The sequence below is a fragment of the Paracoccus aestuarii genome (assembly GCF_028553885.1).
GTDB classification, from domain to species: domain Bacteria; phylum Pseudomonadota; class Alphaproteobacteria; order Rhodobacterales; family Rhodobacteraceae; genus Paracoccus; species Paracoccus aestuarii.
Genome location: NZ_CP067169.1, coordinates 2946922 through 2961393 on the forward strand (window position 1 = coordinate 2946922; position 14472 = coordinate 2961393).

13 protein-coding genes are annotated in these 14472 nt (G+C 63.4%); 8 read left to right on the forward strand and 5 right to left on the reverse strand.

All coding sequences use genetic code 11. The annotated features are described in order from the left end of the window. Window positions 1-35: 35 nt before the first annotated feature. From tnpC to JHW48_RS14930, 5 genes are all read left to right on the forward strand, one after another. Window positions 36-1535, forward strand: a complete 1500-nt coding sequence (gene tnpC, locus JHW48_RS14910) for an IS66 family transposase (protein ID WP_119885498.1) — start codon at window positions 36-38, stop codon at window positions 1533-1535. Window positions 1536-1822: 287 nt separating this feature from the next. Further along, a complete protein-coding gene (locus tag JHW48_RS14915; RefSeq protein WP_119885499.1) occupies window positions 1823-3271 on the forward strand; it encodes a hypothetical protein in 1449 nt (482 codons plus the stop codon). A 212-nt stretch (window positions 3272-3483) separates the two neighbouring features. After that, window positions 3484-4119, forward strand: coding sequence for a hypothetical protein (locus JHW48_RS14920; RefSeq protein WP_119885500.1), 636 nt, complete (start codon window positions 3484-3486; stop codon window positions 4117-4119). 47 nt (window positions 4120-4166) lie between these two features. Beyond that, a complete protein-coding gene (locus JHW48_RS14925; RefSeq protein WP_119885501.1) occupies window positions 4167-5387 on the forward strand; it encodes a YggN family protein in 1221 nt (406 codons plus the stop codon). A gap of 125 nt (window positions 5388-5512) precedes the next feature. Continuing rightward, window positions 5513-6511, forward strand: coding sequence for an OmpA family protein (locus JHW48_RS14930; protein ID WP_119885502.1), 999 nt, complete (start codon window positions 5513-5515; stop codon window positions 6509-6511). Window positions 6512-6554: 43 nt separating this feature from the next. Here the strand turns inward: JHW48_RS14930 and JHW48_RS14935 are convergent, their stop codons facing one another. The 3 genes from JHW48_RS14935 to JHW48_RS14945 form a co-directional block, all read right to left on the reverse strand. Beyond that, on the reverse strand, window positions 6555-8594 hold the full coding sequence (locus JHW48_RS14935; protein WP_119885503.1) for an ATP-dependent helicase: 2040 nt from the start codon (window positions 8592-8594) through the stop codon (window positions 6555-6557). 112 nt (window positions 8595-8706) lie between these two features. Beyond that, window positions 8707-9033, reverse strand: coding sequence for a hypothetical protein (locus JHW48_RS14940; RefSeq protein WP_119885504.1), 327 nt, complete (start codon window positions 9031-9033; stop codon window positions 8707-8709). A 101-nt stretch (window positions 9034-9134) separates the two neighbouring features. Beyond that, window positions 9135-9803 carry a hypothetical protein gene (locus JHW48_RS14945; protein WP_147388059.1) on the reverse strand — a complete coding sequence of 223 codons (669 nt, stop codon included), beginning with the start codon at window positions 9801-9803 and terminating at the stop codon, window positions 9135-9137. 334 nt (window positions 9804-10137) lie between these two features. Here JHW48_RS14945 and JHW48_RS14950 point away from each other — a divergent pair, with 334 nt between their 5' ends. Both JHW48_RS14950 and JHW48_RS14955 read left to right on the forward strand, forming a co-directional pair. After that, on the forward strand, window positions 10138-10788 hold the full coding sequence (locus JHW48_RS14950) for an SOS response-associated peptidase (RefSeq protein ID WP_119885529.1): 651 nt from the start codon (window positions 10138-10140) through the stop codon (window positions 10786-10788). A 134-nt stretch (window positions 10789-10922) separates the two neighbouring features. Next, entirely contained in the window at window positions 10923-11660 is a 738-nt protein-coding gene (locus JHW48_RS14955) for a thermonuclease family protein (protein WP_119885505.1), read from the forward strand. Here JHW48_RS14955 and JHW48_RS14960 read toward each other — a convergent pair. Further along, window positions 11561-12115 carry a LysE family translocator gene (locus JHW48_RS14960; protein WP_119885506.1) on the reverse strand — a complete coding sequence of 185 codons (555 nt, stop codon included), beginning with the start codon at window positions 12113-12115 and terminating at the stop codon, window positions 11561-11563. The genes JHW48_RS14955 and JHW48_RS14960 overlap by 100 nt on opposite strands. A gap of 106 nt (window positions 12116-12221) precedes the next feature. Here JHW48_RS14960 and JHW48_RS14965 point away from each other — a divergent pair, with 106 nt between their 5' ends. Then, the gene (locus JHW48_RS14965) at window positions 12222-12665 is read left to right on the forward strand and encodes an Lrp/AsnC family transcriptional regulator (RefSeq protein WP_119885507.1); all 444 of its coding nucleotides are present in this window, start codon (window positions 12222-12224) and stop codon (window positions 12663-12665) included. Here JHW48_RS14965 and JHW48_RS14970 read toward each other — a convergent pair whose 3' ends face one another. Then, window positions 12666-14282, reverse strand: coding sequence for an ABC-F family ATP-binding cassette domain-containing protein (locus JHW48_RS14970; protein ID WP_119885508.1), 1617 nt, complete (start codon window positions 14280-14282; stop codon window positions 12666-12668). Window positions 14283-14472: the final 190 nt, after the last annotated feature.

The window sequence follows — 14472 nt, forward strand, 5'->3', positions numbered from 1 at the left end:
TTCCCACAAGGAATACAGTGAGATAAACTCCTCACATGCTGGATCAGACCCTGACCTTGCCGGAAGACCCCGAGGAGTTGCGCAGCTTCACCGCGCGGCTTCTGGCCGAGGTCAAGGCGCAGGCAATCCTGATCGAGAAGCTTCGGCACCAGCTTGCAGGACACCGTGCGCACCGGTTCGGGGCCTCGTCCGAGACAGCGGAACAGCTCCAGCTGGCGCTGGAGACCAGCGAGATCGCCGCCGCAGCGATGACCGCCCGGATGAAGCTGCCCGACATCGAGGAGAAGGACAGACCGAAGCGTCGTCCGATCCCCGATCATATCCCCCGGATGGAGGTTGAACTGGCCCCCGGCGCCGATGCCTGTGCCGATTGCGGCGGCCGTCTGCGCCGGATCGGCGAGGATGTGACCGAAGAACTGGAATACGTGCCCGGCCGCTTCATTGTGAACCGGATCGTCCGCCCGCGCTTCGCATGCGCCTGCTGCGAACGGTTCATCCAGGCCCCGCTACCCTCGCGCCCCATCGAACGCGGCCGCCCTGGTCCGGGCCTGCTGGCCCATGTGCTGGTCAGCAAATACGCCGATCATCTTCCCTTGTATCGCCAGAGCCAGATCTTCGACCGCGAGGGGCTTGATCTGGATCGCTCCACGCTGGCTGACTGGGTCGGCAAGACCACCGCCTTACTGGAGCCCATTGCTGACGCCATCGGTCGCCATGTTCTGTCGGCTGAGGCGATCTTTGCCGATGACACGCCGATCAGCATGCTCGCCCCCGGCACCGGCAAGACCCAGACCGCAAGGCTCTGGACCTACGCCCGCGATGAACGGCCCTGGGGTGGCACTGCACCGCCAGCGGCGTGGTATAGGTTCTCCGGCGACCGCAAAGGCCAGCACCCCAAGGACCATCTCGCCCGCTACCGGGGGTGGATGCATGCCGATGGCTACGCCGGGTTCGAGGACCTCTACCGCTCTGGCGCCATCCGCGAGGTCGCCTGCATGGCCCATGTGCGGCGCAAGTTCGTCGACATCCACCGATCGCAGGGTTCCCCGATCGCCGAAGAGGCCATCGGCCGGATCGCGCAGCTCTACGCCGTCGAGAAAGAGGCCAGAGGGTCGCCGCCGGATGTCCGGGTCGCGCTTCGCAAGGCGCATGCAGCCCCGGTCTTCGACGACTTGGAGGTCTGGTTGGCCCTGCAACTCACAACGATCTCGGGCAAATCCCCGCTCGCGGCCGCCATCCGTTACGCGCTGACCCGCACGGAACGCCTGCGTCACTACCTCGGCCACGGCATCCTGGAGCTCGATAACAACGCGGCCGAACGAGGCATGCGTGCTGTCGCCCTGGGGCGGAAGAACTACCTCTTCGTCGGCTCCGAGGCAGGCGGCAAGGCCGCCGCAATCGCCTACACCCTGATCGAAACGGCCAAGCTCAATGCCGTCGATCCACACGGCTGGCTCGCCGACACCCTCGCCCGTATCCCAGACTACAAGATCACCAAGGTCGACGAACTGCTGCCTTGGCGCTGGAACGGGTAGCGGTCAGGCCGGACGGTTACCCTTCGGTTGACGCTGTGGCCTGAACGCGGCGGCGCGTCAGGATGCGGCTGAGCACGTTCGTTCAAATCAGAACCGTGAAGATCTCGATCGACGGTTCAACGCTTAGGGCGGCTGGGAACGCTCACGTGGAACTGGTCGCTGTCTCTTCGTTCAGCATGGTAGTTATCCTGATTAACGAAACCTTTAAAAACATCTTCAAACCCATATCATCACGGGTAGTTGCACAGTATGTGATCAAGCTGTGAGATGACTGGAGGTGGTCCCCTGTGCTCGACAAGCTGAAGTCAATGTTGCGGTCTGACGACCTGCTTCCAACCCTGACGGTCTTCCCGGAAATTGACCAGGAGAAGATTCGCAAGGAGCTAAGGCTCGACGAAGAGGGGCAGCAGCGCGGAAGCAACCAGCAGCCTGCTTCTGGAACTACCAGCTTTGACGCGGTGGAGGCGCGGATCATCAACCGGATTAACGACGTCCGCAACAAGGGCCTCGAGAACTACGAGAACAATCGGCAGGTTTATAACGAGCGCCTGTCACGCGCGGGGACGATGCGAAAGGAAGTCGAGATCGTCGCACAGAATGCGAGCGGCGACTACCTGACGGCGGTGCGCGGCTGGAAGGCCCAGATGACCTCCGTGACGGAGCGGCTATTCGAAACCTTCCAGCACCGGAAGGAGTTCCGCGAGCGGCATGGTCTCCGTCGCCCCGCCAAGCATTTCGAGGGCTGGGGAAGGTTTGCCGCTACTGTCATCATCTTCATCGGCATCGAAACGGCGCTGAATGCCTTCATGTTCTCGCGCGGGAACGAGCAGGGCCTCGTTGGCGGGGGAATGACAGCATTTGTCTTTTCGTTGGTGAACGTAATCATGAGCTTGCTGCTCGGTGTCTGGGCCTGCAATCTCAACCACAGCAAGCTATTTCGTAAACTTATTGGGCTCTGCAGCTTGGCGGGCTGGATTCTGTTAGCTCTAGCGGTGAACCTTACGGTCGCCCACTTTCGGGATTTGATCGACGCGCAGGTAAGTTGGTCCAACGCAATCCAAGAGGCTGTGCCCGCTCTTCGGGCGAACTTGTTCGGTTTGACCAGCATGGACAGCTGGTTCCTGTTTGCGCTTGGATCCCTGATCTCCATCTTTGCTTTCATTAAGGGATGGTATGCCTTCGACCCATTTCCTGGATACAGCAAGGTCGAAACAGACCTCGCTTACGCGCGCGCGGATCACGCCGGACATTTCGAGGACGCCATTTCGGAGCTCACGGACAAGCGTGATCAGGCGATCGACGAACTGCGCGATGCTGACCAACAAGTCCGGGACGGGATCTCCCAAGCTATTGATGCCCTTTACGGACACTCAACGCTGAACGCACATCTCGAAGGTTTTCTAGATCAGTGCGACACGAAGGTTGCATATCTGCTAGCAGTCTACAGAGATGCCAACCTCGCCGCGCGCACCGAACCGGCGCCACCCAGTTTTTCGACCGGCCACAGTTTCCCAGCCTTCCGGACAGCCATCACGGCCGACGAGGGCAGGAAGAAGACGGCGGAAGAGGAAGCGCAGAAAATCACGCAAGCCGTAGAGTCTGCCATCAGGCAGATATTCGAGAGCTTCAGATCCGCAGTTGTCGAATTCCAATTGCCTGAGGAAGTCCAGCGCGGGGTATCCTTCTCAGGACCCTTAGTGCCTTCCGTGCGTGCGCCCGCCGGAGAGCCAGTCTGATGTCGCGGGCAAAGGGGCGCGCGTCTTCGACTCGTGGCGCTCGTCGCGGACGCGGCGGCACGAAAGGCGGCCTAAGCACACCAGTCCTCGTCATTGGCGCCATCGCCGTCATCGTGTCACTTGGAGGCGGGTTCTGGTGGGCAGGACGACAGACTGCATTGGCGGCCGTCGACTCGACGACGCTTTGTCCCCTCGCCAGCGGACCGGTCGCTATGACCTCCATCCTTTTAGACCTGACCGATCCTTTGTCTCCGGCGCAGCACTCCCAGTTGATGGCATGGTTGGAAGAGGAAATCGATGCGGCGACCAGGGGGACGCAGTTCACCTTGGGAGTCGTAAGTGAGCACCCAGAGAAGTGGGGCGCTACGGAGCCGCTCTGCAAGCCTCAGGATGCCGCTTCTGCGAGCGCACTGACCCAGAACGTCCGTCTGGTTGGTGACCGTTACCGCGAGCGCTTCTTGGCGCCACTCAAGGCAAATCTAGAGCAGATGGTGAGCGCATCAGGCGCGAACAGTTCTCCGATCATGGAGAGCCTTCAGGCTTTAGTTTCGGCAACGCCCGGCTTTGTGACCTATGGAGGGCCGCGCCGCATCGTTCTGGTTTCGGACCTTCTCCAGCACAGCGACGTCCTGAGCTTCTATCGTGGTGGCGACTGGGAGAGTTTCAGCAACTCCCGCGACTACCAGCGCGTCGGCGCGACCCTCAGCAACGCGGTGGTGCAGATCTACCAAGTGCCGCGTCCGGCCGAAAGCATCAGAAACTCGGATGCTGTCGATGACTTCTGGCTTCGGTATTTTGAAAGGCAGGGGACGCAGGCGCCCAGCGTCAAGCGACTGGGAGACCTTTAATGGCCCGGAAAAGCACCAAGCGAATCTACGGCACAACCGGTCATCCCATGCAGGAGGCAGCGCCGTTGGGCATCGCCTTCGTGGTAGGCGTAGGCGGATGCATAGCACTTAAGTTTTTGCCGCTTCACCCCCTCTTTGGCGCGATTTTTGCGGGTCTCGTTCTCGTGGCCTATGCCCTCTACACCTACAACGCCACATCCCTTCGTCTCGACTCGGAGACGATCGGCGACAATTGCTACTACCTCGGCTTCCTCTTCACTCTGACATCCTTGGCAGTAACGCTCTACTTCGTCATCGAAGCCCCTTCCGAGCGCCGAGCTGACATGATCCCCGAAATCATCGCGGGCTTTGGTGTGGCGCTTTCCTCCACGATCTTCGGCGTGTTCCTGCGCGTGCTGATGATGCAGTTCAAGATCGACATGGACAGTCGAGAGCGCCACGAGCGTCAGGCCTTGAATGACGCGTCACGCCGGTTCCGGACCGAGCTCGGCATGAGCCTTGACCAGGTCAAGACGTTCTCGGTCGAGAGTCTCCAGCAGAACGTCGAGCGGGAGAAGCGCATGCGGGAGGCGTTCGATACGCTGCTTTCAGACATGCAGCAGGAACTGCTGAAGTCCGCACAGGAATTTGGACCGGCGCTGCGGGAAAGTGTGCGCATACAGACCGAAGCCTCTCTTGATCTGGTGACGAAGGCCGTTAAGGACTCCAGTGCCGTAGCTGCAGAGGGCATCCGGAAGGCGGTTGAGGAGATGTCTGCAACGGCGACGGAGCTAACCGGACATAATGTCGAAGCGGCCGAACGCATCCGCAAGAGTGTTTCCACGATCGTCGCAGCTGCCGAAAGCCTCTCCACCGACGTCGCCCACACCAGCGCAACCCTGGCGCGGGCGCAAGAGGTGGTCAGCGACTTCACGACCCGGTTCGAGCAAGAGATAGAATCAGGCAGCAAGACGATGGCCGGAGCCTTGGAAACTGCGGGCAAGGCCATCGAGGGCGGCGCGCACATATTCACGGTTGCAACTGAGCGATCTGGCGAGGCGATCCAGACGAGCGCCGATCGGATCAAGCAAAACCTTGAAAGCAGTGCAGCGAAACTTGGGGAAGCCGGCGATCGGCTTGCTGGTCGGCTGGATGCAGAAGGGTCGACGCCTGGTATTGTCGTTCCGGGTCCTGGAGCAAATGCGGATCGCGACGAGGATGGTGCTACTCAGGCCGGACCCGCAGAGGCACCTGAAAGCAAGACTTGGAGATGGGGCCGGAGGACTTAAACCGTGATGCGTCACTCTCAGGTCATCAGGTCCATGATTGTTAATCATCAGGCCCTGGCGGAAAGGTTCCAGCGGTGTTGAGGCCTGGTTCTGGATCGAGTCGCGACTACAAGCGAGGCGCCGTCATGGGGCTGACGGTGGCCGAAGCTTTCATCCTCCTATCCTTCATTCTGCTTCTGCTATTCACTTGGTGGCAGGTTGATACCGAAAAGCGGAGCCTGCTTTTGGCCGACAACCTTGGGGAGATTTCCGACTCCGACAAGGCTAGCATCATCGCGGGCTTGAGCGACGGAACCTTTGCGATGGCGCGCGCACTGCGAGCAGCAGGACTCGGAGAACAGGATCAAGCCGCCATTGAGGATACTGAGCGATACAGCCGATTTATGCGCGAGGAGGACCTCAAGCGCCTAATGAGCGGCGCTGTGGAGCTGGAGCCCGGAACCCGGCTGAAGCTGTCCGAAGTCGTTGAGGTTACTCCGGAGACCCGCCTGCGTGCAACGCTGGACGATCTTCTTCTCCCAAACAGTGCAGTGACACAGGCCAGTGACCGCTTGGCGCAGGCGGCAGCTGCAGAGGAAGGCCTTGTCGGTATGCTCGAGCGCGAACTCGGCGACAAGATCCGGGCTGCAGGCGGTGAGATCAAGGCCGACGGCACGATCATCCTGCCCCAGAACATTCTGTTCAATGCCGGAGAAGATCGGATCCGAGATCCGGAGCTGCTCCGGCAGTTCTGCGGTCCCTGGGTCCAAACCCTCCAGTCATCTGGTCTTGATATCTCGGATTTGAAGATCGAAGGCCATGCATCCTCAGAAGGGCAGCCCAACCAGACCTCCGAGGAAGCCTACATCTATAATCTCGGCCTGTCGCAGCGACGCGCCCAAAATGCCCTGCAGGTGTGTCTTGGTGGCCTGAAGAACGGCGATTTGTTGAGCTGGGCGCGGGGACGGCTTTCCTCAACAGGATATTCGTCTGCGCGCCTTGTTGCCCGCGACGATGGAAGCGAGAACCGGGAGGCCTCCCGCCGCGTCGAATTCTCGATGGCCCTTAACCGCGAGCAGTTGCTGGAAGATATCCGGGGGGATCTCAAGAGAGAGTCGGCAACGGTCGGTCCGATGCAGCCTTAGACGGGTCAATGCTCCCGCGGTTGGATGCTCAACTGCTTTCCGATCAACCCCACATTGCTCGCATATTGGCGGCAATGTCGATTGGTGCAGGTGCGGGCCGCGCCTCGCTGGCGACCGGCGCAGGCGACCAGTTCACCGCCTCAAACCGGTCGAGGATCGCGCTCGGAATGAACCGCGTCCGCATCGCGTAGACGTGCCGGTCACCATTGCGCGTCTGCTGCGTGACGTAGAAGCGGAGTGGCAGGCCAAGCGTCAGCTGGTCCTTGGCACGTGTCATCGCAACGTAGAGAAGGCGGCGCTCCTCCTCCAGCTCGTGCGTGCTGCCGGTGCCCAGGTCCGATGGGATGCAGCCATCAACCGCGTTCAGGATGTGGACCGACCGCCATTCCTGGCCCTTGGCGGAATGGATCGTCGAGAGGATGAGGTAGTCCTCGTCCTTGAGCGGCACGCCAGCCTGATCGCTGGTGGCATCCGGCGGATCCAGCGTCAGCTCGGTCAGGAAGGCTTCTGCGGAAAGGTATCCTGCGGCGATCTGCTCCAGCTGCAGAAGGTCTGCGCGCCTTGCCTCGGCATCCTCGTGAATGCGGTCGAGATGCGGGTCATACCAGCCGCGGGCGAGACCGATAGCGGCGGGCCAAGGCGCCTCGGTAGTCATCGCAGCCACAAAGTCGGTCCAGGACGCGTCCGCTCGCGGCGGTGGCGCGACATCGCCCCAAGCGGCACGCGGGTCCGTCGCCAAGTCCAGCGCGTCAAGAATCCGCCCCGCCGCGGTCGGGCCGACGCCGGGGATCAGTTGCAGCACGCGGAACCCTGCCACTCGGTCGCGCGGGTTGCGCTTGAGCCGCAGAACCGAGAGCAGGTCCTTCACATGCGCGCTATCGAGAAACTTCAGCCCGCCGAACTTGACGTAGGGAACGTTGCGGCGGGTCAGCTCGGCCTCGATCTGCGCGGCGTGGCTGGAGGTGCGGAAGAGCACCGCCTGGTCCTTGAGCCGCATCCCCGCCTCGCGGTCGGCGAGGATCCGGTCGACCATGTAGCGGGCCTGCAGCGCCTCGGTGCCCACTGTCACGAGGCGCGGCTTCTCGACACCGGCGCGATCAGACCACAGCTCCTTGGCATGGCGCTCGGAAGCGGCAGCGATTACCGCGTTGGCAGCAGCGAGGATGGGCTGGGTGGAGCGGTAGTTCCGCTCCAGCGCAATCACCGCGGCACGGTGCGTGAAGCTGTCGGGGAAGTCGAGGATGTTGCGCACATCCGCTGCGCGGAAGGCATAGATCGACTGCGCGTCGTCGCCGACCACGGTCAGGCCTCGGCCGTCAGGCTTCAGCGCGGTGAGGATGCGGGCCTGCAGGCGGTTGGTGTCCTGATATTCGTCGATCAGCACATGGTCCCAGGTCGCCCCGATATGCGCGGCGAAGTCGGGCGCGGTCATGACCTGCGCCCAGGCCAGCAGCAGGTCATCGTAGTCGAGCACGTTCTGCGCCTGCTTCGCCGCAACGTAAGCGCCGAAGAGCTGCTTCAGTTGCGCCTCCGATCCCGCACACCAGGGAAAGTGCTCGCGCAGCACCTCTGCCAAGGGTGCTCCCGAGTTGACAGTGCGGGAGTAGATCGCGAGGCAGGTGCCCTTGGTCGGAAAGCGGCTCTCGGTCTTCGACAAGCCCAGCCCGTGTCGGGCAAGGTTCATCAGGTCCGCGCTGTCCTCGCGGTCGTGGATCGAAAAGTCGGGATGGAGCCCGATCGCCAAGGCGTGCTCGCGCAGCAGCCGTGCACCGACGGCATGGAAGGTGCCGGACCAGATCAGCGCCTCGGCGGCGACGGGACTCCCCGTGGCGGCGGCCGTGATGCGCTCGACCCGGCGGGTCAGCTCGGAGGCGGCGCGGCGTGAGAAGGTCATCAGCAAAATGCGGCGGGGATCGGCTCCACCCACTAGGAGATGCGCCACGCGGTGCGCGAGCATGGCTGTCTTTCCTGATCCGGCGCCGGCAATCACCAGCAGCGGCGGCGGCAGGTCCGGACCGTCCGTCCCGAACACCACCGCCGCACGCTGTTGCTCGTTCAGCTTGTCGAGATATGCCGTCGCCATGCCGTGCCCTCTGAGTCTGCGGTGAGCTTAGCGGCGGAGGAACGAATTGGAAACATGCGCTGCTGCCGAGGGACGCTTCGGCTGCCCTCTCGCTCGTCGGCGCCAAGTGGAATTACGTGAAACCGTTGTGCCGGTCGGCCGAACCGAGGCGCTCGGCCGCGTCGGCAGGCAGAGCGAGATGACCCGTTTCGTCGCAAGCCTCCAGTTCCAGATCGAGACTTCCCGCCGGTGCCCGGATCAGCTCGACCAGCCAGCGTGCGCGGCTGAGGCAGGGGACGGGCAGTGGGGCCGAAGGCAGTTTCGTCACCCGCCAGCGCGTCATGGACGCAGTGGGCTGGCCCAAATCTGCCGTATGCGCTTGCCGCCGCCCACGGCGCAAGGCGATGCTGGTGGTGCCGGTGCCTTCGGTCGCTAGGTTCAGCCGGCGGAAGACAGCCATGGGCAGCCGCGCAACTTCGGCGACATTGGCGCCTCGCGGCGGCAGGGCGTTTTTCCTCTGCGGATTACAGAACTCCGACTATCTCCGCGCAACCAGCTAAACTACTGACCTTGCAAGGGGCGCCACAGCAGAACTCGCTTGTTCTCCTCTGCAATCGCCTCTGCGTTATCCTCACGCCACTTTCGAGCACGTTCTGCCCGAGCTGAAGGATGCATGTCGTCGCCGACAATGCGTCCACACGCGTAATCCAAGCCTCCGCCGGTCTCGTAGGATAACAACACATACTGGCCGTCTCCGACACGCTCTGCAAAATATCCACCGTGATCAGGCGATAGTGGCAACAGGCACAATGAGCCTGCGTCGCCCTCTTTGCGGATCTCAATGCCATGTCTGGCACCGATGCGCGCCAAGGCTGAAAGGTAGTGCTGGAGGTTATCGAGTGCTACCGGCTCATCGTAAGCTGAACGCCCGGCCAACTCACTACTCGTCGCAACTCCTGTTCGGACGGCGCAAGAACCGTCCGATATCTTGGAATGTTCGTCAACACGCTTCAGGGCGGCCCGCAGTTGGCGCAGCTCCTGCTCAAGTTCCTGACGTGACAGGTCGCTTGGATCTCTCATGTTGCCATCATATCGGCTTCGGTTCGTTTTGTCAGCGCGCTCGTCCGCGCCTGAGGCATCCTTTGCTTGTCGAACATTGGCAGAAGCTACGCCCTGACGTCTGTTGGTTTTCAAGAACAAGGGCATCGAAGCATGAGGAAGCGTCGTCAACTGGCTCCTGAGCCATATTTTACGAGGCTTGCGAGATGGTGACCGAGATCGCCGACCGCGCGCCCCTGCTGGCGGGCGTCGGCGGCGCGCTGCCTGAAGCAGTCCGGCTGGCCCGCGGCTCGCCGCGGATGCGGGGGCTGCGCGCTGTCTGACGCAGTTCGCCTGGCCCGCGCCTCGGCGTATGCGGGGGCCGGGGCGCTGATGGTGCATCAGACAGGAGATCTACGTTCATGTTGTGTTCTTAGAAAGGGCTTGTTTCAACTTGCCCAGCATGGGACTCTGCCGGCGGCGCCGGGCGATCGGGGCGGCTGAGCTGGCAGCGATAGAGGCACGGGTGTGTAATCTTTATAATCTGACCACAAACCAGCAGGCGATCCGCGACTTCGCCCGCATCACCCATGATCGTGTCGGTAATCTCGAGCCAAGCCTCGATGTCTATCCCGACCGCCCGGCTCCGGTGATCCGGCAGACGCCAGCCGGTCGGGAGATGTCGCTGATGACATGGGGCTTGCCCACCCCGCCGCAGTTCCTGAAGGCACCCGACGCGCCCGACCGGGGCGTGACGAACATCCGTAACACCGCCAGCCCGCACTGGCGGCGCTGGCTCGGGCCGTCCAGCCGCTGCGTGATCCCCGCCACCGCCTTCTCCGAATACGGCGCGAAGCCAGACCCGGTGACGAAGCGCAAGTCATTGCACTGGTTCGCGCTGAACGAAACGCGGCCCTTGTTCTTCTTTGCCGGCCTCTGGACCGACTGGTCCGGCACACGCGGATCAGGTCGTTCTCCGCGGACGGGGGAGCACCGGCTCTATGCATTCCTGACGACGGAGCCGAATGACGTGGTCGGCAGGTTTCACCCCAAGGCCATGCCGGTAATCCTGACGCAGGAGGACGAGATCGAGACCTGGCTGAGCGCCGACTGGCAGATCGCGAGCCAGCTACAGCGGCCGCTGGCAGACGACGCTCTGATCGAGTTGGAGGCGTAGGAGGCCTAGACGGCAGGAGATGGTGCTCCTGCCTCTTCCAGCGCCGCCGCTCACTTGAGCTGCTGGCGGCCGTTCGTGAGCATTCTCAACATTCGGAAGTGGCCGGATGCAAGCCTCTCTCCTACCACAAAGCCATGGAGAACATTCCCGTCACCTCACATTCCCATCGAGCCACCAAGGCTCTTCTGGCTGTTGCAGCGACAACCATCCTGTGGGGCTGTCTGGCAGAGAATTCCTCAGCTGATGCCCATCAACTGGCGGGCCTAGCGACGGTGGTTGACGGTGACGGGCTGCGACTTGCCGGGCAGACCATCCGCATCCACGGTATAGACGCACCGGAGCAAAGCCAGAGTTGCGCGGCGGCTGACGGGAGCCAGTGGTCGTGCGGTCAGGCCGCAACCCGGCGCATGTCTGAACTGGTGGCAGGCCGCGACGTGAAGTGCAGGCAGACCGACAGGGATCACTACGATCGGGTTGTGGCCGTCTGCGAGGTCGCGGGTATGGATCTTGGCCAGGTGCTGGTGGCTGAGGGTCTTGCCTGGGCCTATCGGTTCTACTCCGACGACTACGTCGCTGCTGAGGACAGTGCCCGCCAGCGCGCCCTCGGGATCTGGTCTGCTCCCAATCGACCCGCGTGGGGATACAGGGCGGAATCACGAGCCCTGCAGCCTGCTGCCCAATTCATGGGAAGCTCCTCTGACTCGAAGTGCCGGATCAAGGGCAACATCTCGCGCGGCGGTGAGAGGATCTATCATGTTCCGGGCTCGCGTCACTACGAGGCAACGCAGATTAACACCAGCCACGGCGAGCGCTGGTTCTGCTCAGTTGCTGAAGCCACCGCTGCCGGGTGGCGGCCGCCCAGATCGAGGTAAAGAGCGCGGCCAAGACGCTCGCAAACAACGGGCGCCAACTCAAAACTAGTAGATGAAGCTTGATCTTCGCCGATCACCTTCGTCCTGATACTTCGCAAAATCATCGACCGCATCATGTGCCCTGTCATCAAGTCGGGTATGGGCCGCGCCCTGGCGTCGCGCACCTCGATGGGAGCCGCCGTGGCGATCTTGTAGGCCAGCCACAGAAGGTAGAGGACCGAGACAACCTTGAGGATGCTGCCCAGCACCGGCACGGCCTCGAACAGCGCCATCAGCCCGAGCCCGACCAGCAGGGCCATCAGCGAGACGCCTCCGGCGATGCCCAGCATGTGCGGCACCGTCCGCCGGAAGCCGAAATTTGCCCCGGACGCCATCAGCATCAGGTTGTTCGGCCCGGGCGTGACGGTGGTGACGAAGGCGAAGCCCAGAAGAGCGGCGAGAATCGTGGAGGTCATGATCTGTCCTTGATCGGGATGGACGGCTGCCACTCTAGGGCTTGCCACGTGCAATGTTTCGTCGAATGTTGATCTTGTGGAGGCTCGGACGCAACGATCGGCGGCAATGGACGCTGTAGACGAGAAGATATTGCGTGAACTGGCGCACAATTCCCGGATCAGCAACGTTCAACCGGCCGAGCGGGTGAACCTCTCGCCCTCGCCCTGCCTGCGCCGTGTGGCGGAGCTGGAGAGGAGCGGGGTCATCCGGGGCTACGGCGTCCGGACTGACCCGGAGCTGACCGGGCGCGGCTTCGCCGTCTATGTGATGGTCGGCCTCTCCTCCCATACCAAGGCGGCGCAGGAAGGTTTCGAGCGCGCCATGGCCATCGCGCCCGAGGTGGCCGAATGTCACAATATCGCGGGGGCCTTCGAGTATCTTCTCCGCGTCGAATGCGCGAGCCTGGCCGACTACAAGCGTTTCCACACCGAGGTGCTGGGCACGCGCTCCCACGTCAATGCGATCACCTCCTACATCGTCATGGGCTCGCCCAAGGATGTCCGGGCGTGATCAGGCGCTGAACGGCAGGATTGCGGCGGAGCCCCCGGCCTCCAGGACGAGCCTCCGGCCCGGCTTCAGCGCGGCGACGAAGGCTTCGTCGTGGCTGACGGCGAGCACGGCCCCGTCATAGGCGGCCAGGGCAGCCTCCAGTGCCGCGATACCATCGAGGTCCAGGTGGTTCGTCGGCTCGTCCAGGATCAGCAGCATCGGCGGGGGCGTGGCGCCCAGGGCGCAGGCCAGCCCGGCGCGCAGGCGCTCGCCGCCGCTGAGCTCGCCGGCGCGCCTGAGCGCGTCGGCAGACCGGAAGCCGAACCGCGCCAGAGCCTCATGCGCCAGATGCGGATAGCGGCCGGGGTTCAGGCGCAGGAAATTCTCGCGCAGGCTGTCCTCCGGCTGCAGGAGGCTCTGATGCTGGTCGAGCAGGGCCCAGGACACGTCAAGCGACAGCCGGCCCGATTGCGGGACGATCTGCCCGGTGATCATCTTCAGAAGCGTGGACTTGCCGCTGCCGTTCGCGCCGCCGATCAGCAGCCGCTCCGGCCCCTCCATGACCAGCGTCAGGCCCTGGATGACGGGGCGCGCCGGGTCGTAGCCGCCGGTGAGCCCGTCGAGCCGCAGCACGGTCTTCCCGTGGGCAAGCCTCGTCGGCGGCAGCCCCATGCGCAGCGGCTGCAGGATCTCGATCTTCTCGCGTGCGGCCGCCACCGCCGCTTCGGCGGCCTCGCGCCTCGCGTCCCGCAGGCGCACGCCCGCGCCGCCCGAGGCCTCGGCCCGGCCCTTGGCCGCATCCAGCAGGATCTTCGGCTGGCCTCCGTTGGCCCGCGCCCGATGCCCGGCGCCGTCCTTGCGGGCCTTGCGTTCGGTGGCAGTCTGGGCGCGGCGGGCGGCTTCCCTGCTGGCCCGCTCGGCATGGGCGAGGTCATGGGCAGCCGCATCGAGTTCAGCTGCCTTACGCTGGCGATACGCGCTGTAGTTGCCCCCGTAGCGGACGGCCTTCAGCGACGTCAGCTCGACAACGGCGTCCATCTCCTCGAGAAGCTCGCGGTCATGGCTGGCGACGATCGCGGCGCCGGACCAGCCCCGCAGCAGATCGATCACGGCGGCGCGCCCGTCCCGATCCAGGTTGTTGGTCGGCTCGTCCAGCAGCAGGATGTCCGGCCGCTGGAAGGCAAGAGCGGCGAGCGCCGCGCGGCTGCGCTGACCGCCCGAGAGACTGACGAGCGGCGCCTGCGGATCTGTGCACAGACCGAGCTGCAGAAGCGCGGCGTCCACGCGGGCGGGCAGTGACCAATCCACCTCTGCCAACTCGGACGCGCTGGCCAGCCCCGCCTCGGCTCGCGCCAGGATCTCGAGCGCCGCGCCTATCCCGAAGAGGTCGGCAATGGTGTCGTCCGGGTCTCGCAACGCATCCTGCCGCATGACCGCTAGCGTGCCCACGAGCTGCACCTGGCCGGCTGTGGGACGAAGCTCGCCCGCAATCAGGCGCAGCAGCGTGCTCTTGCCGCTGCCGTTGCGACCCACCAGGCCGGTGCGCTCCGGCCCGAAGGTCAGGCTGAGGTCGGTGAAAAGCGGCGATTCTTCAGGCGTAAGCCAGGACAGGCCGGACAGGGTGACGGATGACGACATGGTGCAGGACTTCTCGCAGCGAAACCGGAAGGGCGGTGGCGGCGAGGTTCAGGTCCATGTCGAGTCTGTCTCCGGTCTTGATGACAAGGAAGGTAAGAGAGCGGCACCGGCTTTGCAATGCGATCGCCGCGAGAGGCTGTCATCACCCTCGATCGTGTCGTAGAAGCGTCAAAAAGATGAAGGTTCAATC